We start from the raw sequence: 23204 nt of genomic DNA on the forward strand, positions 1-23204 counted from the left end.
ATTATTTAGTACTTTCTGTAATTTGGTTTTTAAAATTTATCACTAAAAAAGAATTTCCATTTTTTTCGAATACTGCTTCATCATTAGTTACTCCAATGAATTTCACACCAGGACTTAATTCCTCAAACAGACTTAAAGTAGTCACATCTCCACTTGAGTTAATTAATGATACAAATCCATCATCATTTCCAGAAGTCATTATTCCTACTAATCTAAACTTATATAAACTCATTTCATTTGCGGCTTCTTCTGCGCTATTTGCTATAAGTGTTGCACCACTTAAAGAGCTATCTCCAGCAAAAGGATCATTTAGCGGCAGCGGTTCCTCATCATTAATCTCTGATGAAATATTTTTTTGTGAATTTGCTTGTTTTTCTTTAATCTTTTTATTTATCTCTTTTGCTTTTTCAATAATATTTTGCTCTTTATCATGACTATCTGCCATGGAAACTTTTGATAACAATATAAAGAATACTGAAATAATAATTATTTTAAAAAAATTCATTTGGTAACCCCACTATAGTTAATGTTCCTTTTACTTTTATTGCTCCAGTGTTATTTCCCTTTACCACCTGAATTGATTCTTTGTCAAAATTTAACATCTTGTTAGAAAGTGATAGAGATCTCTTAAATTTAATATAGCCCAAAAAATTACCGTCAATTTCGAAATCTACAGGGATCAAATAATAGGCAATATTTTTAATATTTTTAACTTGAGTTTGTTTCTTTTTTTTTACTTTTTTACCATCTGCTTTGGCCAAAGCTTGTGCTTTTAAAACTTCTTTAATTTCTTTTTTTTTCTATACTTGTGATCACTAAATCATTTTGTCCAGCATATTCACTTAATGTCTGTAAAAGGCCTTCTACTTCAGATTTGGAATGAAATAATTTAGAATATTTTTCGTATTCAGGTTTAAGTTTTTTAATTTTTGCCCTCATTGAATAAACATCACTAGTAAACTGTTCAGTTTCTTGTTTTTTTAAATTCATATCATTCAATTTAGCTTTTCTAGAATTAGCCATTGGGTTTAAAATTGCATAATAAATTATTAAGAAAAGAACAATTGCACCTGCAATTATTCCTATTTTTATAAGAGTTTTTTTATCAGCTAGTTTAGTAATCTGATCTTTGATGTCAGAAATATTAATATTTTTTAAATCTATATCCATTGCTATATTGTGCTTCTTTTAATTTTTACAAACACTCTAAAGCCTTTCATCGTAGCACTACCTGCTGAAGATTTTGGTAATCGCATTGATGATAGGGATGCTTGTTCAACCAGTTTTTGTTTACTTAAATTTTCTATAAATTTTAATATATCTTGATCAGTTGCAGCCAACCCTTGAATAGTTAATCTGTTAGATCCATTAAACACAACTTGATCAAATTTTACTCTGTTGGGGACGCTTGAAGCTACTTGAGCTAGAATTCTATAAGTTAATTCTTTATTTGATTTAAGTGTTTTGCTTAGTTTTAAAGATGTATTAATCACTTTAAATTCTTTTGAAACTATTTTTTTCTGTTTTATAATTTTAGTATGATCTATTTTTACAGCCTCATATTGTTTCAGTTTATTGTTGTAAGAAATAATGTTCCAAAAAGATAAACCAAATAATACAACATAAATTGCAGCTACCGCAGCAGTAATTCCTTTGAATGCAAAACCTGAAATTGCTTTCATCTTTTTTTGCTTCATCACATTTGATCTATCAGGAAGAAGATTTATATTTTTAACTGCAGTAACAAATTTATAATAGCCAAAGACATCAAGTTTTCTAAAAGCTAAACCAACAGAAGTTGATAGATAGGATCTATTTAACTTGTTATCTAAAATTTGCTGATTTTGGCTTGGAATTTTTAATCCTTCTGTAGGATCAAAAGTATTAAACCCAATATTCATTAAAGCTTTTCTAAAACTTGCTAAATATTCATCTACATTTTTGATATCTGAAACAACTTTAATGTTTCTGATTCTTTTTTCATATTTAGTCTCAAAATCTTGAATAGCTTGCTTAACTTGAGCAACATATCTTCTAACTAATCCCTCTTTCTCTTCATTATTTTGTGAATCTTGTAAAATTTTTCTATCTTGCCCTCTAATAAAAATATCAGTTATTATTGGATTATTATCATAGAGTATCATCAAATAATTTTCATCTAATCCAAATTCTAGAACGGCAGTTAAATTAGTATCCTCAGTTTTATTTGCTATTTGATTAACCTGGTCAACTGCTGATTTTAAAGCAAAACATTTAACATCAATGATTACAGGATTTAAACCTGCATTTTTAATTATTGAGGTATAGCTATTTATATCTGTTAATTTTGATGCAACGAATAAAAGATCCATTGTATTTTCTTTTTCATTTCTATTAATGACTTGATGAAAAATAGAATAATCTTCTAAACTATCTGTTAACTGAACTAGGTTTTCCCATAATGAATTAGTTTCGATTGCTTTATTTAACTCCTCGTCTTTCATTAAAGGTGCTGTAACCACTCTTATAATTGCACTAGTTACTGGAATAGCAATTGCTGCATTGGGTGAAGTTATTTTATATTTTTGAATCGCTAACATTAATTCCGCTGAAAATTTATCTGCATTATCAATTGGTGTACTATCATCTGTAATGTCAACTGGGTGGATATGTAGTTTTTCTAACACCCATTGATTAGCTTTGTTGCTTGAAACCTGAGCTATTCTTATTTCTTTGTTTGAAAGTTCTACACCAATTATTTCTTCACCTTGCACACTAGATTTACCTAATTTAGACTTAAAGAAATTTTCAAGTTTTGATTTATAATTAGCAACTTTAGATTTATTAAAAGATGATTTGTTAAAATTTTTTGCAAAATCTGGTTTTTTAATTTTAATCTCTTTAATTTTTCCAAAAATATTTGATAATTTATTTTTTATTTGATCTTGAGTAGTTGTTTGCTCTTGAGTCTGATTATTAATTTGATTATTTGTTAAAGTATCGGTTGGTGAAGATTCAGTTGCTTCTTGATTAATATTTTTATTTAAACTATTTTCATTTTTTAATCTTTCACTTTCATCTTGGATATCATCAAACCATTTTTCTAAAATTTGTATTGCTTCATCTAAGTTTGTTGTGCCTGAAGATGAAATTTTTTGTTTACCATCAATATAAAGCCTACCAACCCAATTTTTTGATTTGAGTTCACCTTTATATTTATCCTGCCTTACATAAATATGTAATCTACCTTCTTTTTTATGAATAACTTGATGAGACGACTTATTATTTTCATTTTTTATTTCATCTGAAGTTTCTACAATTATTTTTTCTTCAATCTTTTGATTGTTAACTTCTTCATTTAAATCAGTTTCTTGATTTTCATATTTGTTTTCATTCATAGTTTGATTATTTGAATCAACTATAGATTGATTTTCATTATCTGACTCGGGTTCGTTATTTTGGTTTTGATTTTCTTCGCTCTGAGGTTGATTATTTAAATCAACTTCTGATTGATTATTATTATCACTGTCTGATAATGTATTATCTAAATTTTTTTTATCGTCTTCTTCCTGATCACTCATAATATTTAAATATATTTATTTAACTAAACTAGTGAATCTCTAACACCAAAAAGGATAAACTCTTACACAAGATAATGATTATAGTGCTCAAAACGGGCAGTATTTAAAAAAACAAGCAAAATCAATTTTTTAGGTCCGTATTAAAATGTGAGGATAAATGTCTTTTTTATAAAATTTGAATTTACCTCTAACACAAATTATAATCATTTCTTATGTATTAGCTTTTGGGGAATTTAATTTATCTCAAAAAAAACTTATAAAATTTTTACATATTAGAATTTTTCAAAATTTGTTGAGCTTTTTAGAATCATTATAAATTTATGAATTTTAGTAAAATCAATTATATTGAAAAAATAAAATCAAAAAGTAATTTTTTGTGTTAGAGATATAAAAATCTATAAACAATCTCAAAAAACTATTTTTTTTTGTGTTAGAGCCATGGTATTTTTCACAAATCAAAAATAAACTAATAAAATCAACAATAATTGAAAAATAAGGACAAAAAGTATTTTTTTTGTGTTAGAGATTTAATAATCGACAAATAAAGTCAAAAGCAAATTTTTTTTGTGTTAGAGCTATGGTATTTTCTACTAATTGTAAATAAACCAATAAAATCAACGATTGTTGAAAGACAAGGTAAAAAATTAGTTTTTTTGTGTTAGAGATACGATATTTTTCAAAAATTATAAATAAACCAATAAAATCAACGATAGTTGAATAATTAATGCATTTATGATTTTTGTGTTAGAAATTTTTTGATTTGTGTTAGAAATTTTTTGATTTGTGCTAGAGATAAATACAAATATTATAATAATTTGGATAATTGTAATATTACCTATTCCTCAAATATAATATTGATATATTTTGTAATTTTCAATTAAAAATTGATTATTACTCATGGTGACAATGTTTTTTGATAACAATCTATAAACGAGATAATAGGACACTCATGAGTTGAAATCAATTGAAGTCATTGAATATGACGCATGAGAGATTTTTTGAGCGTTTTTTTGTGATTTCAACCTAAAATAGAACCATAAAGGCAAATATTAAATTGAACTAATCTTTTCTTCTCAAAATTACTCTTAAATCTATTTAGTTCTCCCTAAAAGAAGATAAATAAAAATATTTTTTAAATAATAACTAATTTACTAATAATTATTAAGCATCAACTGCTACAATTGTTAAATCATCCTTTTGTATACGACCAGATTTAATTATATCTTCAATAATCTTGTTTAATCTTTCGTGGTTTGGAATTTGTTGATACTTTTTAATATAATTTTTAAACCCATCTGCTTCTAGCATGTTTCCTTTGTCATCTCTTATTTCAGTAATGCCATCAGTGAAGATGTACATTGAACTATTTGAGAAACTAATTTTAGTTTCTTTAAATTTAAATTTAGGGGCTATGCCTAAAGGTGGTCCAGCTTCTTCAAAATTAGAAAAATTTCCATCATTAGAATAAATTAACGGAGGTTCGTGACCAGCATTTGCTAAAGTTAATTCTTTTTTGTTTCTATCATAAATTCCAATCAACATTGTTACAAACATTCCTCTTGAAGTGGTTTCACAGATCTCTGTATTTAAAATATCCAAAAGACCTGCCGCAGAAAAATTTGTTTTACTTAAACATCTATAGAGACTTGATGCTTTTGACATTAGTAATGAAGATTTAATTCCTTTACCCGATACATCTGCAACTCCAAACCCATAAACTCCATTAGATAATTCTGAAAAATTATAAAAATCTCCAGAAACAACTTTTGCAGGAATATTTATTCCAGCAATAGGAAAATTTTCTTTTATATTTTGAGATAGTAATGTTTTTTGAATTTCACCAACAATTTCTATTTCTTTTTCCATTCTATTTTTATCAATCAAGTCTTTTGCCATCTTTGCATTTCTAATTGCTAATGCTGCAGGACCAGATAAAGTTTCTAAAAGTTTTCTATCACTTTCTTCAAAGAGTTTATTGTCTGTTTTTTTATTTAAACAATGAATAACACCAATGCATTCATCTGAAACGATTAATGGAGAGCATAAAACGGAATAAGTTGTAAAGTTTGTTTTATTATCTAAATCAAAATAGAACTCAGCAATTTCTCTTACATCCTTTCTAACATCACCAACTCTTATACATTCTTTCATAAGTGCTGCTTTTCCCATTACACCTTGTGTAATTGGAATTTCAAAGTCTTCTAAGTATGCTTGATGCTTTGATGCAATACATTGAAAATTTTGTTTATCATCATCTATTAAAAAAATGTTAGCGGCTTGGGCATTAATTCTTTTGATAATTACTTCCAATGAGGTTTGTAATGTTTCTTTTAAATCAAGAGTTTTTGCAAACTCTTGGCTCATTTTTGTAACTAATTCTAAGTCTTTAATACTCGTATTATCAACCTTGATTGTTTCTGTTTTTTTAGCACCAAAGAACATGTTATTTATAAATTGATATTCATTAAATTTTTGATAGTTTTGAGGCTGATGGAACTCATTATTCATACTCCCAGCCTCTATTTACACCTTACAGACGCAATGATGCTTGTACAATATTGCATTGATGGTTTCATAGAACTGTCCTCTAAAATTACCTTATAAGTTATGTTCTATCTTATAGCATTTGTCTTTGGAAGTATATGGGGCAGCTTCAGTAACGTTTGCATTCACAGAATTCCTGATGATATAAGCGTTGTCACAGGTCGATCACACTGTCCATCTTGTAAAGCTCAAATTAAATGGCACGATAACATTCCATTATTTTCTTATTTGTTTTTAAATGCAAAATGCAGACATTGTTCATCTAAAATTGATGTTAAATATTTTTTAGTAGAATTAGTATCGGCAATAAGTTTTGTTGTAATTTTTCATTTCTTTGGAGTTTCGCTAACTACTCTTCTCCTTTTTGTTCTAAGCATCAGCTTCGTGATAATTTTTTTTATTGATTTTAAACATTTCATAATTCCAAATGAATTAACGTATCCTCTTATGATAATTGGCTTATTAAAATCATTTGATCCAAATTTAGATACAACCTTATTTCCAAATTTATTTAACTCTTTAGCAGGAGGTTTCTTTGGCTACGCGATAATTTGGTTAATAATTTTTACTTATAAAAAAATTAGAAATAAAGAAGGAATGGGTTTAGGAGATGCAAAGTTATTGTCTGCAATTGGTTTTTGGTTTGGATGGATGTCAATTCCTTTTATAATATTTTTTTCATCTATAGCAGCACTTATAAGTGTAATTCCAGATTTAATAACTAATAAAAAAAAACTATCTTCACAAATACCTTTTGGTCCATTTATAATTATTGGAACATTAATCTTTCTTTTTTCAAACGATTATATAAAAATATTTTTAAGTTAGAAAATAAAATTAAAAAAAACAAAAAACTAATTACATAAATGAATATTTTTTTATTTATAAACATTATTATCTCTGCTTTAAATATATTTATTTTAACTTACGCCTATTCATTAAAGTTTTTTCCATCTAAGTGGAGAAAAAAAGTTGATCAAGATACTATTGTGGGCTTAGCAATTATCTTTATATCTATGCTTAATATGTTTGTATGGATTGGTTATTTTTATATTAAAATATTTTGGTCTTAAAAAAATAGTATAAAAAACTTTTGATTTAAAATCCTACGTCTCTCCAACCACCCTTATTAGATAAAACTTCTCCCGCTAATGCCAATATTGAATAAAGTGTATTTTTATTATCACTTGGGCCTGCAACGTTTCCAAATAATTTGTCTCCAAATATTACTAATTCAGATAACACCCCTTCTCTTACAAAGGTACAATTTTTTCCATTAGCTTCTGAACCTTTAACTAATTTGTGTGAATTATTAGTTCCACACTCATCATCTGCAGCACAAATATATGCATTTCCAATATTACATCTATTTGACCCTGGGGCTGGTTCGTATACTGGAAAATAAACTTGTCCTTTAAATAAAGTTGGAGGTGCTGAAGCTTTTCTGTAAGTATTATTGATTTGGTCATCTAAATGAATTACCCAAGCGCTTTCTGAGTCTGGACATGAGCTTCCATCAGTATCTCCTGTAACATCAGAACAAACGTCTGCACCATCATCAATTGATCTAGCATTATTTGCTCCTTGATGCGCTATTAATGTAAAAGACTCATCATTATATGATGGAACAACAACGCCATTTAAATGTTTAAAATTGGGGAAATCAAAATCTCTAATGCCATACAAAATATTATCCATAAATTGCCCTTTATCTCCTAGCTGATTAAAGTCGCCAGTTCCTCCAAACAACCAAAAATCTTTTGTGGTAACTCCTACACCTGCATCCATTGAGAAAAATGTATATCTTTTGTTCGTAGTGTTGGCATCTAATCTAAACAATGTTGTTTGATCGAATAATTCAGCGTCATTCACCGTAGAGTCGGTTAAGTTTATTTTTGTAATTTTACCTTCTCTATCATTTATGTAAACCATTGCTCCACGCCATGGAATTCCAAAGGCTGTATCTGGTGTAATGACAAGTGGGGAAGTTGGTATAGCATTGTTAATATCACTACCTTTGAGTGTTTCAATTACATCATTTCCAAGAGCCACACCTTCTGGTGATGTATCAATAATTGTAATCGGTCCACCATTAGCTTCAGCACCATAAATTCTTCCAGGTTCATCTATGTTATCTAATTCAACTAAAAATAAAGCAGAGCCAGCACATAAATTGTTATTAGCCATTCCACCACCCATGATTGCTACATATTTGTCATTTGCTGGGTCAGCACTATCACCTTCAATATCAGAGGGTAGCCTTGCAATTCTTGGTGTAGACCAAGTCTCACCTAATTTACTATAATCAAAAGCAGGGTCAATTCCTCTTTCTGCTGTACATGATGTTTGAACAAAAATATTGTTTGTTGTTCTCTCTTCGTTTGAACTTTGACCTATATTAAAAATTTTATCTTCGTTAAAAGTAATTACCAACTCACCATTTAGCATTCTTGCATCTGAAAATGTAACTGGTGAAAATTCACCTCCAACCATCTCTGTAACATTTAACATATTAGGGTCTATTGCTTGATTGTTTGGAGTGTTAAGTATTAAATCATTAAAAGTTAAGGTTCGTCCTATATAACAAGACGAAGTTCCATTAGTTGCAAAATTTCCACTCACCTCAGCATTAGTCTGGCACACTGCATTTGCATCTCGATATGTAAAAATTGTTGAGTCGGTACCTCCATCGTCTTGAACCAATCCATTATAATTTGAAGTTACTTTTTTGGCTTCAACTGAGCTACTAATATTAGCGGAACCTGAAGAATATTCTTCCTCACTAATACTTCCTTCATGATCTGCGATATAGACCGTATTATTTATGTAATCATTATAAACAGTGAACATGTGTAATGGTCCTGCACCATCTTTTACTATTGGATTTGTAACATCTAATACTGAAAAACCTGCTCCACCTCTTCCAAACGGAACAAATAATATACTATGCCAACTTTTTGCTCCCTCAATATTACCCTCAGGAGTTAAGCCTTTCATAAATACATCATGGACAACTGGAGAACCGTCTACTCCAAATATTGCATTACTACCTCCTTTACCATTAACTCTTCCATCAAGGCTAGAGTTAATGATTGTAGGTAATTTTCCAATTAATAATGGTGGAAGAAATGCCCATTCTTCGTCTCCCGTTTGGGCATTAAATGCATGAAGCAATCCACTATTTGAACCTGCATATAAAACATCTCTTCTAGTTGCATATGAATTTTTAAAAGCTTGATAATTGTTTGTTGCTCTAAAATAAGCTTCTTGGTTGTTATCAGTAAATTTTAAATCACCATCTGGTGCACCAACTTCAATTAACTGAGAATGATATATGTCACCAAGTACATGATCTCTTAACTCAGTAGTTATACAATCTCCATCATAATCAAAAAAATCTTGGCCAGCTAAAAAGCGCAAAAGACCATTACGTTCCTCTGTTGTGGTATCATCTCCAGTACATGTTGAGCTTGAAGTGTAATAATTATTAATCTGATAGCCCAACTTTTCCATCTCAGTTTCTAAAAGTGGTGCGTTTGTTTCATTAACATTATCCCAATTTCCAATATAGTTTGCATCGCTACTTCCAATTGCTGTCCATATATTTCTACCATCTGCATTACCAGGATCAGCTGTTCCACCAGCTGATTGTAATTTTACACGTTTTGCTGCATCCCAATTTCCTGGACTGTTTTCATCATGATCAACTGTTCCGTCTGAGTTCAATGTTTTTCTTAAGATAGTTCCCTGCCATTCACCATATTGTTCGTAAGCAAATTGCGCTTGATACAATGAGCCTCCTTGTTGAATAGTTGCTGTAATTGATGGAGCAGTAAATGACAAACGTTCAGCTAAGATTTGTCTAATTTTTTGTGCAAGTGTTGTTTGAAGTTCTAAAGGAGTTTTGGCTACAATTGTGGCCTCACAGTCTTGATTTCCAGCAGCATCGCATGAACCAACTACAGCTAATTCATCAAATTGTGTCATTCCAGCATCCCTTATGCCAGGTCCATAAGCAACCATTAAACTTTTGACACCTAAATCAGTTCTTAATCTTGTAAGTCTATCTTTAGTCTCTCCGATACCACCATCTGAATCTGTCCCTGTACCGGACATCATACCATCACCAATAACAATTACATAATTTAACTGACAATCAGAGTCTGGATCGTGAGGAGATACAGGGCCAAAAAAATAATCATGAGCAATTTGAGAAAATGCTTCAGAGTCTGTTCCAAAGCTTGTGTTAATAGTTTGAACAACTTGAATAGCTCTATTAGCACCCTCAGGACTAATCCCAACATTTAAACAAGAATTTATTGAACATACTTCACTTGTACCTGCTGGATGGATCCCTTTCCAACCTTCATAATATTGACACCTTGTATTATTTCTATGACAGTAGCCTCCACCCCCAGGGTTTCTGTTTTTGGAGTAGGCTTTTTCACCAGCATTCCAATGACCAAAACCAAAATTTGCACCACTAGTTAAGCTGCTATCAGATAAAACTGCAATAATTGCTTTTTTGGCCCCATCCATTCTTGAGTCTAGCGTTCCCCCATATGCAATTTGCCAGGCATCATCTTTTCTAGCTGCAGTAAAAAGATTTTCGGTTAATTCATCAACATGACCACTGTGGCTAAATATAATTCTGTCCCCTACTATATTTAGAGCGCTCACACTATCTGTTATTCTAATATCTTCAGCATCTAAACTTCCTGCAGTTTCGTCACGGTTTGAATTTGAATTAGGGGTTCCTGCAGTGACTGTTGCTGTACAAACTGTATCTGAAGTCCATTCAACCCTTTGAACTGTATTGTTTCTACCTGCAACATACATTACATCATCATCGCTACTCGATATATCAAAATTCTGAATATCTCTTACTTGGGTTCCAGTAGCACCAGCAGATCCACTACACTTCCTAAAATGAAAAGCGCTGCTTTGTTGAATTACTGGCACTCCATTAACTATTGTTGTTTGATAACCATATACATGGTTATCATCAGAAACATAAATTACAGTTGAGTCGCTATTTAACCTTAAACGAGCTCCATCGTATAATCTTCCATATTGAGTGGTTCTATTTTTACCTCTGTCTGTTACTTTTCCACATTTTCCATCATTTAAATTACAAGTTTGTTGGTAAGCATTATTACCCTCTCTACCATAGGCTGCTACAATAATATCACTAGCAGCATCAATACTAATATCAAAACCCCTAGGTCTATGACCATTAGCATTAACACCATCTATATTTATAGCAAGTCTGCATCTATATTGTTCGTCGACAGCAATAATGGAACTACGATTATTTTTTGGTTGATATTGACCTATAAATAAAAGATTTTCATTACTAATATTGGTTCCACCAACAGTTACTCCAGTTACATAACGTACTTCATGCAACATTCTATTTTCTGTAACCCTGTAATTGCTTCCTCTTCCTCTATGATTTATATTGTTGTCACAAGTCCGGTCAGTATCATCATTAGCCCACCATATAGATCTTTCATAAGTATCTCCATTATCTTTTTTCCCTGAAAAGTTAATTCTCTCTCCTGAAGAATTAACCATATATAATCCCCCGTCCTGCTTAGAAGCATTTGTAAAAACTCTATTGCCGTTCCAATCAGTAGCTGCTGAAGTGAGGGCTGGAAAACCATCTCCAATTCTAGCAGTCATACTAGCAGAGCTATCTAATAAAATTAAAATATTAGCTGGCACATCACCCTCTCCAGAGCCTGGGGGTAATGGTTTTGCATTTGTAAATTGATTAAAGTTTAAAATTAAAATCAATAAGCCTAATATTTTATATATTTTTTTCATAAATTAAAATTTCTACTACATCATAATTTCTTGGACATTGGGTCCAAACAAAAACTGCTTAAACTCAGGTTTAGAGATGGTTAAGGTTTCATAATTTCCATCTATAAATTCAACTCGTCCATAAACTACATTCTCACCAAAAGATGATAAGGTTGTTCCTCCAGTCCATTTTTCATCAATATCCTCCTCAGTTGAGTAGCCTAAATAAATTTTAGCAAAATTTAAAATTTTACCATTTTTGGCTTCACCATATGGACCCTCAATTTCAGTTGCAATAATTTTGCCCTCTTTAATAAATACTTTTATCAAAGTATTTTCTAATTCAGAGTTCTCACATAAACTTAGGCTGTCGTATTCTTTAACTAAGGTAAAAGAATCACTACCTTCATAAGTAGGGTCATCAAGATAATCATATTTTTCGATAATTTTTAAAATTGGAGTGCCAATTTCTTCTTTTAAAAATTCACATGCAACACCAACATTTGGTGCACTAAAATTTATTAAAAACAACATTAAACTTATTTTTAATAAAAATTTCATACAATTTTTTAAACAAATTAAGAATATTAATAAATCTAAATATCTTTCTTTGTCCCCATTTTAGGTCTTAACCTGATAATATAACTAATGTTTCTAGAGGTATTAAGATTTCAGGATCATCTATATCAGTAAGCGCTGATCCTTTTGGCATTAAATATCCACACCCATATAATTTATATGCATTCCCCTGCTGTTGAGCATTAGTTGATGTTTTTTTTAAACTAGTACCAGCACCCTTAAACGTTGATCTTCCAACATTGATCACAAAAAATTCCCATCTATATCTTTTCATATGTTCAATTTCTTTATCAGGAGCACTCTCAGCAGTTAATATCGGTTCAATTAATTCTCCAAAATTCCAAAGAGTTTTATGGACAGCTACTAATGTGTTGCCATCTCCGTCTTTAAGTAGGTTTCTAAAACTATTAGAGCAAGGGGTACTCGATACATTAATAATATTTGTTGGTATGCCTCTACCATTTGGCCAAGAAGAGCTCGCATCTGTATGCCTTGCAAACCCACCATTGCTGGATGCTAAAGATTGTAATTGACTAACATAATCATTGTGTGCTTGTAATTCCTCAGCCGTTGCTCCAGCACCAGGAGATGTCAATGTAGCAGGATTTACCCAAGGGCCAATCATTTGATTAATAACATATTTCTCAGCTTCAATTAAAGCATGTTCCGCCACATAAAAAGTTTGTTGATATTCATCACTAGTATTATTGCTTTGATGGTCACTAGAAGAAATAACAATCAAGCTCCCTCCCATAAGAGACATCACTAATAAAAGTACAAGTGATAAAATAAGAGTAAAACCTTTTTGATTATTTTTATTCATTAAAAAATTCCATCATCAATAATGTTTCTTGTATAAACTGTAACAACTACGCTATCCCTTAAATACCTATCTGAATATTTTTTAATTGCTCTTGAAAATCCGCTTAACTGTCTTTCATTACCTTCTCTTGCTTCAAACCTAAAAAATTCATTTTCAGATCTAAATGCTAATCTAATATCTACAGATCTAATCTTATATAAATTTTGTCTAGCACTATAATCAGATGGACTAGGGTCAGGTGAAAGTTTTCTTCCCTCTTGATCAAGAGCTATAAACTCCATATCTTCAACGTAATCTTTAACGAGTTGTTCGTGGTAACATTCAGTACAATCACTAACCCAATCACCTTCTGTAGGCCACGATGCAGTCTCTGAATCTCTTTGTTGTTTCCAGCTAATCTTAGATTTATAAACAGCATATCTTGGATTGCTGTCATCTGAATCAGAAACTGGTAAGGCATAATAAGTTAATTTATATCTTTTATAAGGTTGAAGTTTGTCGTTTTGATTAAAATCATCAAAAACAATATGAATTTTATCACAACACAAATCTCCAGCATTATTTTTAGTAACTGTTGGATCGGTGCCATCAATATTGTGACCTAATTCATTTGCAATAATAACTATGGGGTCGTGATTTTCTTTAATTGAAGTAGTACCCCCAACAAATTCTAAGTAACTTTGTTCGGGGTAACCTAATTCATTAGTTCCAAGATAATATTTAAATCCTGACATTCTAATATCTCGAATTAACAATTCTACTAAATCTCTTGATGATCTACTGATCTTTGCTTTATCAACAACTTGATTGTAACTATTATTAACAATTGAATAAGTTGAGTACATTGCAGCCATCATCAATGATGAAACAACAATTCCAATTAAAATTTCAACTAAAGTAAGCCCTGCTATACTTTTTAGATATTTTTTTTTCATACTAATCTGAGGAATCGCTTGTAGTTGTTTTTATATTGTAATCTGATTGAAAATATAAATATTTTCTTTTTTTTCCATTATTTAAAAGCATCTCAACTCTACTAATATAAATTGGGTCATCAAAAACTAAATCATTTTTATATGTACAGCTTCCCCATCTGCATACTTTAAATGTTTCTAGTTTTTTTGTTTCATTATTGCTTTTACATTTCAAAAATCTATTTTCATTAAATATCATGTCCCATTTTGCTTCTTTGTTTCTTGGGGCATCATTTTCTTGAGTTTGATAAATATTGTCAGTATTAGTGTTACCTGAGCCTGTTGATGAATTTCCACAACTCAAACTTGCGTTCCAACTATTAGTATTTAAATGTTCCGAAAATTTTTTTAAATCACTTGCGTCACTTCCGTCTGCAAACGACATTGAGCCATCATTATTAAATACAATATTTTCATTATCAGAATTGGTGCCATACAAAGTGTTTTTGCTACCAATAACATCTTCGGCTATCATTTCAGTTAAATAGTTTGCTTTAGTTCTGTCTCCTGAATTATCAATAGATTGTACTGAAAAATTTGTCATTTGCAGAATTGCTATAAAACCAATTCCAACAATAGCGGTTGATACCAATGCTTCTAATATGGATAAACCAGAAATTTTAGATTTATTTTTTTTCATATTATTGCTCAATCCATTCTGCATCTCTTTTATTCCATTTCTCAAGTTTGATATTTCCAAATCTTGACCACTCTATAACATATAAATGATCATGTTCTGTTATCGGTTCACCTGTCACGTTATCTATATCACATTGAGATCTTGTATTTGATCTATTACAAATAAATAAATAGCTATCTACAATTACATCATCTCCTGATGATGAAACCAATTCACCGTTACCACTATACCATTGATCATTCTTACCAAAACAAACTGCTCCTACATCGTCACGCCATGTAGTTGCAACATTGTCTAAAACTATCTGTCTTACTTCTATTTTATCTAAATCAATTATTTGATTTCTATCCGGGTCTGGATCTTCATCCCAGTATGCTTCATCTGCTTCATCAACAATGTTGCATCGTTCATTTGGCGTCACCCACCAGCCACTTTCTCCATTATTAAGAAGTGTAGCAAGTGTTTTTGGTTTCATTCCTTTTGAAGTTACAATTAACCCATCATCTTCATTTATCAGCCTGCCTTCTTCAACATCTACTTGGACAAATGCATATTGACCTCTTTGAACTTGTGCGTTTATTCCCTCAATTAAAGATTTTATTTTAACTACAGCGCTTCTAGTCTCTCTATCTTTTCGCCATTCTGAAAAATTTGGATAAGCTACAGCGGAGAGGACGCCAATAATTGCTATGACAACAATTAATTCAAGGACATTAAATCCTTTAATCTTCTCGTCCTGCACTCGCATCTATCTTACCTGCCTTAACTAATTCTTCTAATGATTTAGTCATAGTAATCATACCATCTCTCACAGAAGTTTGCATGATGCTAGGTATTTGATGAATTTTAGCTTCTCTAATTAAGTTTTGGATTGGAGGCGTACACTTCATCACTTCAAACGCTGCACACCGGCCTTGACCATCTTTAGTTTTAAGAAGTCTTTGAGTAACCACCATCTTTAAAGAAGAAGATATCTGTGCTCTTATTTGAGCTTGTTGCTCAGGTGGAAAAACGTCAATAATTCTATTTATTGTATTAGGAGCACCACTAGTGTGAAGGGTTCCAAAAACTAAGTGTCCTGTTTCAGCAGCAGTCAGTGCAAGTGAAACCGTTTCCAAGTCTCTCATCTCCCCAACTAGAATTACATCTGGATCCTCTCTAAGTGCCGCTTTTAATGCACTAGAAAATGTTTTGGTTTGTTTGCCCACTTCTCTATGAGACACGATACTTTTTAAATCTTTATGGATAAATTCAACTGGATCTTCAACTGTAATAATATTTGCAGTTTTAGTCTTATTAATTTCATTTATAATAGCTGCAAGTGTTGTTGACTTACCAGATCCTGTAGGTCCAGTTACTAAAACTAATCCTTTATGCATATCTACAATATCATAAAGAACTTGGGGTAAATCAAATTGTTCCATTTCAGGAATTACACTCTCTACTCTTCTTAATACAGCAGCTGTTCCTTGAATAGTTTTGTAAAAATTAGCTCTAAATCTTAGTCCACTTAATGTAACTGATGAATCTAACTCATGAGTTTCACTAAACTTATTCATTTCTGTTTCATTACAATTGGTTGATAACAAATCTTGAAGATCTTGTTCTTTGACAACTATCTCTGGAATTTTATGTATTTCACCAGTTTGTCTAAATGCTAATGGCCAACCACTTCTAATGTGAAAATCTGAAATTTTTTTATTGTTTTTTGCTAATTCCTCTAATTTTTCAAACATCTTAAATTTCTATATACAAATATTAATAGAAACAATGTTTACTTAGTTTTGTGTGCCCAAAACGAGTTATTTTTTTTATATTTATAGGTGGTTACGTACTTAAAATAGATACTAGTAAAAAACTTTATTTAATTACAGAACTTTCCAATCTGTTTCAAAGGTAACATAGTTAACCTGAATGCATCGTCTTTCTTTAACTATTTTCTTTTTTTCCATACCATGCCAAGTATTCGGCCCACTGGTAAACATGTATCCATAATTATTTTTGTAAGGAACTGTTTTAACCTTTTCTAATTTTTCATTATAAAAATCTGTTCCAAGCTCTTCAGACTCGTTAGCATTATTTACAAATATTAATCCAGACATCAGTTTTTCTTTAATATCACAATGAGGCTTTAACCAAAAACCCTCCCTATCACAAATAACTTCAACTCTAACATATGAGTTCGATAAATCTCTATCGATCATTTTTGAAATAGTTCCATGAACTTCTTTGGATTGAAGTTCTTTAATAAATTTTACCAAGTTTGGAAATTTTTTTTCATTTTCATTTGTTACAAAGCATCTAAATTTTATTGCTTCACCACCTGAAGCTATCCCCTCCCTAAACTCTGCAGCACCACCATCAATTGCTCTGGTGCCATCATAATTAAGATTGTGCTTACTTACATCTGGAATATCAGCTTTAATAATTTCCTCAATGGCCCCATCAGATAAAGCATTATTATATTCCCAGTGATCAAAAGGAAATTCATGTTTTTTAGATTGGTTTTGAATTGAATTTAAGAATAACATTAAGAATTAATTTTTTGTTTAATAATATTTGCTACTCTATTCGTTTCATCTAATTTTTGATAGTTCCAATTTTCAATCTCTTCACCTAAAATTCTAGTAATATTTAATTCTTTAAATAAATTTCTAAATCTTTGAAATCTTTTGTCATTTTTTTTAGGTGAAATATTAGCTACGTAGATTGGTTTTCCAGTTAAGGCAGCTTCTGATATCATGGAGCTAGAATCGCATGTTACTACAATTTTTTCTGAAATTGCTAAAGCTGATAGATAAGCTTTCTTATCTATAGTGTCAATAACTGTATGATTTTGATCAAAATAATCTTTTGCATATTGAATTATATTTTTTGGTGTTCTCATTGAAGGGATCACAACTAATTGAAAGTTGTTTTGTTTATTTAAGTTATTTAAATTTTTAAAAATAACTTTAATATTTTCTCTTGAATATTGATAATACTTTGTAGGACCACCCATTATTAAAGTCCAAATTTTTCTTTCATCTTTTTTAATAAATGAATTTAAATAATCTTTATTTTCATTTATTTCACTTTCAGTAAGATAATGAATTGCACCTTTTGTAATGATAACATTTTGGCCTTTAATTCCATCATGTTCTGGGGCTACAATGAAATCAAAATGATTTAAATTTACTTTTGGATCTTGGATGTGAATATTAAAAACTTTTTTATTAGCTGTATTTTTTAAATGGATTGATGGGATGACACTTTTACGCCCACAAGATATAATCACATCAAAATCATCATGATTAATTTTTTTAAAAACGCTTTGTGAAATAGGGCTAAGATTAGGTGGAATTAATTTCCAAAAATGATTTAGTTCAACCTTGTGGTGAGTAAAATCTATATCCAAAGCTTTAGCCAAACCCTCTACTTGACTGATCATACCGTGCATACCCTCGGTCAATAATATCCCTTTTAATTTTGTCATTTATCCTTATATAACTTCTGCATGAGTGAAAATCCAATTAAACACACAAAAGTGTTAATAATAGGGTCAGGTCCAGCTGGCTATACAGCCGCTGTGTATGCTGCCCGAGCAATGCTAAGCCCAGTTTTAGTTTATGGTTCTGCACCTGGTGGACAATTAACTACAACAACAGATGTTGAAAACTATCCAGGATTTTCAGATGTAATTCAGGGTCCATGGTTAATGGATCAAATGAGAGATCAAGCTAAAGCTGTTGGAACAGAAATGATTGAAGATCATATCGGATCAGTAAATTTAAAATCTACACCCTTTGAAGCTATTGGAGATAGTGGTCAAAAATATACAGCTGACAGCATAATTATTTCAACAGGTGCTCAGGCAAGATGGTTAAACCTAAAATCAGAACAAGCTTATAGAGGCTTTGGTGTTTCAGCATGTGCAACATGTGATGGTTTTTTCTTTAAAGAGAAAGTTGTGGCTGTTGTTGGTGGTGGTAATGCTGCAGTTGAAGAGGCAATGTTTCTTACAAAATTTGCATCAAAAGTAAAATTAATTCATAGACGAGATACTTTAAGAGCAGAAAAATTACTTCAAAAGAAATTAATGGAAAATAAAAAAATTGAAATTATTTGGGATAGTGCTGTTGAAGAGGTTATTGGGGATAGCGAACCTAAAAATGTTACAGCGATTAAAGTTAAAAATCTTAAAACAAATAAAATTGAAGAAATGAAAATAGATGGTTTATTTATTGCAATAGGTCATGATCCAGCAACGGCTCTTTTTAAAGATCAATTAGATATGGACAAAGAAGGTTATTTATTAACTAAACCAGATTTAACAGAAACTAATATCCCTGGTGTTTATGCTGCAGGTGATGTTAAAGACAAAACATTTAGACAAGCTGTAACTGCTGCTGGAATGGGCTGCATGGCTGCACTTGAGGCTGAGAAATTCTTATCTCACTAACCTAAATATTAACTATTTTAGAAATTTCTTTTTTTCTACCTAAACTCCATTTTTTTAGAGCAGATATTATTGGTATTGCTGAATTTCCAAATTCACTTAATTTATATTCTACGTTTTGAGATTTATTAATAATTTTAACAACCAAATCATCTTTTCTCATTTCATCAAGTTTTCTTGCCAAAACTTGGGAGCTGATATTAGTTACTATTTTTTTAAGCTCATTAAATCTTATTTTCTTATTTTCATAAATTCTTGCAATAATAAAAATTTTCCATTTTCCTCCTAATAATTCCATAACGTTTGAAAAAGGACATGATTGTTTTTGATTAGTTTTTTCCACATCTCTTTTGTAAACTAATAACAAAAAATGACCAGTCATGATTTAAGTAACTTTGTAGTGACTAGTAAGCTTATAATTAGTTGATAAAAGATTATTTATGTCCATATGTATCAAAACAAAAATTTAATTAAAAGGAACAACAAAATGACAAATAAAGTATTATTAACTGGAATAAGCGGCTGGATAGCAAAACATATAGCAATTGAATTATTAAATTCTGGATATGAAGTTTTAGGAACTGTTAGAAGTCAAAATTCATTAGATAAAACAAAGAAAACTCTAAGCGAATATGTTTCAACAGATAAATTATCATTTGTTGAATTGGACTTATTAAAAGATGATGGTTGGGTTGAGGCTGCTAAAGATTGTAAATATATTATACATACTGCTTCTCCCTACCCCATGAAAAGTTCAAGAAATAGAGAGGCTTTAGTTCCAGCTGCTAAAGGTGGGGCGTTAAGAGTTTTAAATGCTGGTATAGAAGCTAATGTTGAAAAAATAATTCTTACTTCGTCAATAGCTGCTATGTTTAAAAAACCTAATAGAACAAATCCATATACTTTTGGGGAAAACGATTGGTCAGATACTGATTGGAGTGGATCGTATGACTACATTGTATCAAAAACTAAAGCTGAACAAGCTGCATGGGAATTAATGGAAAGCAAAGGATTAAAAGACAAACTAACTGTCATTAATCCAGGAGGAGTTTTTGGTGATGCTTTGGATAAAAAAACAAACACTTCAACTAGCTATGTTGAGCTTTTCCTTAAAGGAAAATATCCAATGGCCCCAGATTTTGGAATATTGATTTCTGATGTAAAAGATGTAGCAAGAGCACATGTTTTATCTATTAAAAACTCCAAGGTTAATGGAAGACGATTGATTATTGGTTCAGAGGTTAAAAAAATGCTCGAGCTTTCTAAAATTATGCAAGAAGCATTTCCAAAGTATGCAAAAAAACTACCAAAAAAAGAAATGCCAATTTTTATGGCTAAATTAATCAGCTACTTTGATTCTTCTGTAAGGAAGCTATTGCCTGATCTTGGAATTTTAATGCAGACTGATACTTCATATTCTGAGGATTTATTGGGTATGAAATTTAAACCTGCAAAAGATAGTATTATAGATGCTGGAAATTCTGTAATTAGACTTGGGTTAGTTTAAAACTAATTCATCAATTTCGTTGGACTCAAAGATATTTTTTTCTAAGTTTTCATTTGCAGTTCTAATCATAGCTTTTGCAACTGTTTCGGAATGAATAGGTTTCATTTTCTTTAAAGGACCCAAAAGTAATGGAGAAAGTAACTTAAAAACGAAGATACCTATCATTTCACTTACTCTCTTTTCTTTTCTATCTCCTATTAAAAAAGATGGTCTCAATATTGCTAATTTAGGAAAATTAAGTTCTTTTAACTCTTCTTCAACTTGTCCTTTAAACCTTATGTATTCTCCTGAGCTCTTGGGGTTTGCATATAGTGCAGAGACAAAAATAAATGAATTAACCAAATTTGATTTTGCAATTTGTGCAACTTCTTTGGGGATTTCAAGTTCAACCCTTCTGTAATCATCTTTATCAGGGGAATTATGTTTTGTTGTACCAATACAAAAGAAGCAGTCATCTCCTTTGATATCCTCTTTGTGATTTTCCAAACTATTAAAATCAGTTTTAATAATATCTACTTTTGGATCACTGATTTCAGCATCTGAGCGAACAAATAATTTTATTTTAGAATAATTAGTGTCTTTAATTAATTGATTAAGGAGGTGTCCTCCAACTAAACCAGATGACCCAAATAGTAAAGCCGTTTTCATTATAACTTGACCTACTTTAAGGAACCTTCCAATATATATTTCAATATACGAAAAGCTTGTTTTTGATCTGATGCAACAGCTGCAGCTGAGCCATCCACTTCTTTAAGGGCATGTTGATGATCATCGTTATGAATAACAATCATAGATTTATTAAGTGCAGTAGCATAACCCGCCTCAAAGGCTGCATTCCATTGCTTAAATTTTTCACCAAACTTGACAATTATTACATCACAATCTTGAATAGATTTTTTGGTTCTAATAGAATTAATATTGGCACCCTTTCTATCTTTCCAAAAATTTTTTTCTTCAGCTCCTAAGATTTCAACACCACAATTGTCAGAAACCTCATGATCAGTGATGGGAAATGTAAATTTAACATCTAATTTCTCTTTTTCACAAAGTTGAATAATTTCTTCTCGCCAATTACTGTGAATTTCTCCTGCTAAATATACGTTTAACATGAGTTTAAACTTTTACAAAAAGTAGATATTTTTTCTAAAGCCTTTTTAAGATTGTCCATAGAAGTTGCATATGAAATTCTAAAAAAACCTTCTAAACCAAATGCAGAGCCCTGAACAACTGCAACACCACTATTTTCTAATAAAGACTGAACAAAATCGGTATCTGTTTTAAGTTCTTTACCACTTGTGTCTTTTTTTCCCATCAAACCTTTACAACTTGGAAAAACATAAAATGCTCCATCTGGATTTAAACATTCAATTCCCTCTATTTCATTTAAAGCTTTAACAACAAAATTTCTTCTTTCTTGAAATGAAATTGCTCTCTCTTTTATAAAATCTTGAGTTCCATTTAATGCCTCAACCGCTGCAGCTTGACTAATTGAAGATGGATTTGTTGTTGATTGTGATTGTATTTTAGCAATTGCTTTAATAATTTCCTTGGGACCAGCTGCATACCCTATTCTCCAGCCAGTCATTGAGTAAGCTTTACTTACACCGTTCATTGTAAGAACTCTTTCTTTCAGGCTATCAATTTGTGCAATAGTGAAAAATTTAAATCCTTCGTATGTTACGTGCTCATATATATCATCACTTAAAATATAAACGTGAGGATATTTTGCTAAAACATCTGCAATTTCTTTAATGTCACCTTCAGTATAACAAGCACCCGTTGGGTTTGATGGTGAATTTAATATGATCCACTTTGTTTTTGGTGTTATAAATTTTTCTAATTCAGCTGGATTGATTTTAAATCCTTGTTTTTCATTACACTCTAAAATAATTGGCGTTCCGCCAGCTAATAAAACCATATCAGGATAAGAAACCCAATAAGGAGCAGGAACAATAACCTCGTCTCCTTCATTTAGGGTTGCCATCATGGCATTATAAATTACATGTTTTCCACCAGCACCAACTGTTACTTGATCAGTTGTGTAATTTAGATTATTTTCTCTTTTAAATTTTTTAACAATGGCATCTTTTAAAGCAGCAGTTCCATCAACGGCCGTATATTTAGTATCACCGTCATTAATGGCTTTTATAGCCGCTTGTTTGATATTATCTGGTGTATCAAAATCAGGCTCGCCTGCTCCAAGTCCTATTACATCTTTTCCAGCAGCTTTTAACTCTCTTGCCTTTTGAGTTACAGCAATAGTTGGTGATGGTTTAATCTTTTTTAAACTGTTTGATATAATGCTCATTGAAATATAATTTTATTCTAATA

General features: G+C 30.8%; 22 protein-coding genes. 4 read left to right on the plus strand and 18 right to left on the minus strand.

From position 1 onward, the window contains the following. Nucleotide 1: 1 nt before the first annotated feature. The 5 genes from ABXT52_RS05435 to ABXT52_RS05455 form a co-directional block, all read right to left on the minus strand. Nucleotides 2-505, minus strand: coding sequence for a pilus assembly protein PilP (locus ABXT52_RS05435; RefSeq protein ID WP_415271554.1), 504 nt, complete (start codon nucleotides 503-505; stop codon nucleotides 2-4). Next, a complete protein-coding gene (locus ABXT52_RS05440) occupies nucleotides 492-761 on the minus strand; it encodes a hypothetical protein (RefSeq protein ID WP_415271555.1) in 270 nt (89 codons plus the stop codon). The genes ABXT52_RS05435 and ABXT52_RS05440 overlap by 14 nt, the downstream gene beginning before the upstream one ends. A gap of 22 nt (nucleotides 762-783) precedes the next feature. Further along, entirely contained in the window at nucleotides 784-1170 is a 387-nt protein-coding gene (locus tag ABXT52_RS05445) for a hypothetical protein (RefSeq protein WP_415271556.1), read from the minus strand. Between the two features lie 2 nt (nucleotides 1171-1172). Continuing rightward, a complete protein-coding gene (pilM, locus tag ABXT52_RS05450; RefSeq protein WP_415271557.1) occupies nucleotides 1173-3560 on the minus strand; it encodes a pilus assembly protein PilM in 2388 nt (795 codons plus the stop codon). A 1161-nt stretch (nucleotides 3561-4721) separates the two neighbouring features. Further along, entirely contained in the window at nucleotides 4722-6068 is a 1347-nt protein-coding gene (locus ABXT52_RS05455) for a GAF domain-containing SpoIIE family protein phosphatase (protein ID WP_415271558.1), read from the minus strand. 99 nt (nucleotides 6069-6167) lie between these two features. On the opposite strand from ABXT52_RS05455, the gene ABXT52_RS05460 reads away from it, so the two are divergent. Both ABXT52_RS05460 and ABXT52_RS05465 read left to right on the plus strand, forming a co-directional pair. After that, on the plus strand, nucleotides 6168-6932 hold the full coding sequence (locus tag ABXT52_RS05460; RefSeq protein ID WP_415271559.1) for a prepilin peptidase: 765 nt from the start codon (nucleotides 6168-6170) through the stop codon (nucleotides 6930-6932). 38 nt (nucleotides 6933-6970) lie between these two features. Beyond that, entirely contained in the window at nucleotides 6971-7177 is a 207-nt protein-coding gene (locus ABXT52_RS05465) for a hypothetical protein (RefSeq protein ID WP_415271560.1), read from the plus strand. A gap of 25 nt (nucleotides 7178-7202) precedes the next feature. Here ABXT52_RS05465 and ABXT52_RS05470 read toward each other — a convergent pair whose 3' ends face one another. From ABXT52_RS05470 to ABXT52_RS05510, 9 genes are all read right to left on the minus strand, one after another. After that, nucleotides 7203-11933 carry a pilus assembly protein PilY gene (locus tag ABXT52_RS05470; protein ID WP_415271561.1) on the minus strand — a complete coding sequence of 1577 codons (4731 nt, stop codon included), beginning with the start codon at nucleotides 11931-11933 and terminating at the stop codon, nucleotides 7203-7205. 15 nt (nucleotides 11934-11948) lie between these two features. Then, nucleotides 11949-12446 carry a pilus assembly protein gene (locus ABXT52_RS05475; protein ID WP_415271562.1) on the minus strand — a complete coding sequence of 166 codons (498 nt, stop codon included), beginning with the start codon at nucleotides 12444-12446 and terminating at the stop codon, nucleotides 11949-11951. A gap of 94 nt (nucleotides 12447-12540) precedes the next feature. Then, nucleotides 12541-13314 (minus strand): pilus assembly protein PilZ, encoded by a 774-nt coding sequence (locus ABXT52_RS05480; RefSeq protein WP_415271563.1) that lies wholly within the window; start codon nucleotides 13312-13314, stop codon nucleotides 12541-12543. Next, nucleotides 13314-14249, minus strand: a complete 936-nt coding sequence (locus tag ABXT52_RS05485) for a PilW family protein (protein WP_415271564.1) — start codon at nucleotides 14247-14249, stop codon at nucleotides 13314-13316. Before ABXT52_RS05485 ends, ABXT52_RS05480 begins: the two co-directional genes overlap by 1 nt. Nucleotide 14250: 1 nt before the next feature. Further along, nucleotides 14251-14928: a pilus assembly protein PilV gene (locus ABXT52_RS05490; RefSeq protein ID WP_415271565.1), complete on the minus strand. Its 678-nt coding sequence runs from the start codon at nucleotides 14926-14928 to the stop codon at nucleotides 14251-14253. A 1-nt stretch (nucleotide 14929) separates the two neighbouring features. Then, nucleotides 14930-15676 carry a Tfp pilus assembly protein FimT/FimU gene (locus tag ABXT52_RS05495; protein ID WP_415271566.1) on the minus strand — a complete coding sequence of 249 codons (747 nt, stop codon included), beginning with the start codon at nucleotides 15674-15676 and terminating at the stop codon, nucleotides 14930-14932. Then, nucleotides 15651-16664, minus strand: a complete 1014-nt coding sequence (locus ABXT52_RS05500) for a type IV pilus twitching motility protein PilT (protein ID WP_271481116.1) — start codon at nucleotides 16662-16664, stop codon at nucleotides 15651-15653. Before ABXT52_RS05500 ends, ABXT52_RS05495 begins: the two co-directional genes overlap by 26 nt. Nucleotides 16665-16796: 132 nt before the next feature. Continuing rightward, the gene (locus ABXT52_RS05505; RefSeq protein ID WP_415271567.1) at nucleotides 16797-17459 is read right to left on the minus strand and encodes a hypothetical protein; all 663 of its coding nucleotides are present in this window, start codon (nucleotides 17457-17459) and stop codon (nucleotides 16797-16799) included. Beyond that, nucleotides 17459-18403, minus strand: coding sequence for a mitochondrial fission ELM1 family protein (locus ABXT52_RS05510; RefSeq protein ID WP_415271568.1), 945 nt, complete (start codon nucleotides 18401-18403; stop codon nucleotides 17459-17461). Before ABXT52_RS05510 ends, ABXT52_RS05505 begins: the two co-directional genes overlap by 1 nt. A 21-nt stretch (nucleotides 18404-18424) precedes the next feature. On the opposite strand from ABXT52_RS05510, the gene trxB reads away from it, so the two are divergent. Beyond that, on the plus strand, nucleotides 18425-19369 hold the full coding sequence (trxB, locus tag ABXT52_RS05515) for a thioredoxin-disulfide reductase (protein WP_415271569.1): 945 nt from the start codon (nucleotides 18425-18427) through the stop codon (nucleotides 19367-19369). 1 nt (nucleotide 19370) lies between these two features. Here trxB and ABXT52_RS05520 read toward each other — a convergent pair whose 3' ends face one another. Further along, complete coding sequence (locus tag ABXT52_RS05520; RefSeq protein ID WP_415271570.1) at nucleotides 19371-19748, minus strand: winged helix-turn-helix transcriptional regulator; 378 nt, start codon at nucleotides 19746-19748, stop codon at nucleotides 19371-19373. Nucleotides 19749-19853: 105 nt separating this feature from the next. Between ABXT52_RS05520 and ABXT52_RS05525 the strand changes: the two genes are divergently transcribed. Then, the gene (locus ABXT52_RS05525; protein ID WP_415271571.1) at nucleotides 19854-20873 is read left to right on the plus strand and encodes an NAD-dependent epimerase/dehydratase family protein; all 1020 of its coding nucleotides are present in this window, start codon (nucleotides 19854-19856) and stop codon (nucleotides 20871-20873) included. On the opposite strand, the gene ABXT52_RS05530 is transcribed toward ABXT52_RS05525, so the two are convergent. From ABXT52_RS05530 to ABXT52_RS05540, 3 genes are read right to left on the minus strand one after another with little or no spacing between them, the layout of a single operon-like run. Next, the gene (locus ABXT52_RS05530; protein ID WP_415271572.1) at nucleotides 20865-21521 is read right to left on the minus strand and encodes an NAD(P)H-binding protein; all 657 of its coding nucleotides are present in this window, start codon (nucleotides 21519-21521) and stop codon (nucleotides 20865-20867) included. The two genes, ABXT52_RS05525 and ABXT52_RS05530, sit on opposite strands and share 9 nt — an antisense overlap. Nucleotides 21522-21532: 11 nt before the next feature. Continuing rightward, nucleotides 21533-21982, minus strand: a complete 450-nt coding sequence (locus ABXT52_RS05535; protein WP_415271573.1) for a YtoQ family protein — start codon at nucleotides 21980-21982, stop codon at nucleotides 21533-21535. Then, nucleotides 21976-23181 carry a pyridoxal phosphate-dependent aminotransferase gene (locus tag ABXT52_RS05540; protein WP_415271574.1) on the minus strand — a complete coding sequence of 402 codons (1206 nt, stop codon included), beginning with the start codon at nucleotides 23179-23181 and terminating at the stop codon, nucleotides 21976-21978. Before ABXT52_RS05540 ends, ABXT52_RS05535 begins: the two co-directional genes overlap by 7 nt. Nucleotides 23182-23204 lie beyond the last annotated feature (23 nt).

This window comes from Candidatus Pelagibacter sp. Uisw_121, assembly GCF_047722545.1.
GTDB lineage: Bacteria > Pseudomonadota > Alphaproteobacteria > Pelagibacterales > Pelagibacteraceae > Pelagibacter.

Bases quoted from the DNA above. Each gene is read 5' to 3' on its own strand.
- ABXT52_RS05485 (WP_415271564.1), bottom strand. From the start codon at position 14,249: ATGAAAAAAAAATATCTAAAAAGTATAGCAGGGCTTACTTTAGTTGAA.
- pilM (WP_415271557.1), bottom strand. From the start codon at position 3,560: ATGAGTGATCAGGAAGAAGACGATAAAAAAAATTTAGATAATACATTA.
- ABXT52_RS05460 (WP_415271559.1), top strand. From the start codon at position 6,168: ATGTTCTATCTTATAGCATTTGTCTTTGGAAGTATATGGGGCAGCTTC.
- ABXT52_RS05435 (WP_415271554.1), bottom strand. From the start codon at position 505: ATGAATTTTTTTAAAATAATTATTATTTCAGTATTCTTTATATTGTTA.
- ABXT52_RS05470 (WP_415271561.1), bottom strand. From the start codon at position 11,933: ATGAAAAAAATATATAAAATATTAGGCTTATTGATTTTAATTTTAAAC.
- ABXT52_RS05475 (WP_415271562.1), bottom strand. From the start codon at position 12,446: ATGTTGTTTTTAATAAATTTTAGTGCACCAAATGTTGGTGTTGCATGT.
- ABXT52_RS05510 (WP_415271568.1), bottom strand. From the start codon at position 18,403: ATGACAAAATTAAAAGGGATATTATTGACCGAGGGTATGCACGGTATG.
- ABXT52_RS05445 (WP_415271556.1), bottom strand. From the start codon at position 1,170: ATGGATATAGATTTAAAAAATATTAATATTTCTGACATCAAAGATCAG.
- ABXT52_RS05525 (WP_415271571.1), top strand. From the start codon at position 19,854: ATGACAAATAAAGTATTATTAACTGGAATAAGCGGCTGGATAGCAAAA.
- ABXT52_RS05540 (WP_415271574.1), bottom strand. From the start codon at position 23,181: ATGAGCATTATATCAAACAGTTTAAAAAAGATTAAACCATCACCAACT.
- ABXT52_RS05520 (WP_415271570.1), bottom strand. From the start codon at position 19,748: ATGACTGGTCATTTTTTGTTATTAGTTTACAAAAGAGATGTGGAAAAA.
- ABXT52_RS05495 (WP_415271566.1), bottom strand. From the start codon at position 15,676: ATGCGAGTGCAGGACGAGAAGATTAAAGGATTTAATGTCCTTGAATTA.
- trxB (WP_415271569.1), top strand. From the start codon at position 18,425: ATGAGTGAAAATCCAATTAAACACACAAAAGTGTTAATAATAGGGTCA.
- ABXT52_RS05500 (WP_271481116.1), bottom strand. From the start codon at position 16,664: ATGTTTGAAAAATTAGAGGAATTAGCAAAAAACAATAAAAAAATTTCA.
- ABXT52_RS05465 (WP_415271560.1), top strand. From the start codon at position 6,971: ATGAATATTTTTTTATTTATAAACATTATTATCTCTGCTTTAAATATA.
- ABXT52_RS05530 (WP_415271572.1), bottom strand. From the start codon at position 21,521: ATGAAAACGGCTTTACTATTTGGGTCATCTGGTTTAGTTGGAGGACAC.
- ABXT52_RS05455 (WP_415271558.1), bottom strand. From the start codon at position 6,068: ATGAATAATGAGTTCCATCAGCCTCAAAACTATCAAAAATTTAATGAA.
- ABXT52_RS05490 (WP_415271565.1), bottom strand. From the start codon at position 14,928: ATGAAAAAAAATAAATCTAAAATTTCTGGTTTATCCATATTAGAAGCA.
- ABXT52_RS05535 (WP_415271573.1), bottom strand. From the start codon at position 21,982: ATGTTAAACGTATATTTAGCAGGAGAAATTCACAGTAATTGGCGAGAA.
- ABXT52_RS05480 (WP_415271563.1), bottom strand. From the start codon at position 13,314: ATGAATAAAAATAATCAAAAAGGTTTTACTCTTATTTTATCACTTGTA.
- ABXT52_RS05505 (WP_415271567.1), bottom strand. From the start codon at position 17,459: ATGTTATTCTTAAATTCAATTCAAAACCAATCTAAAAAACATGAATTT.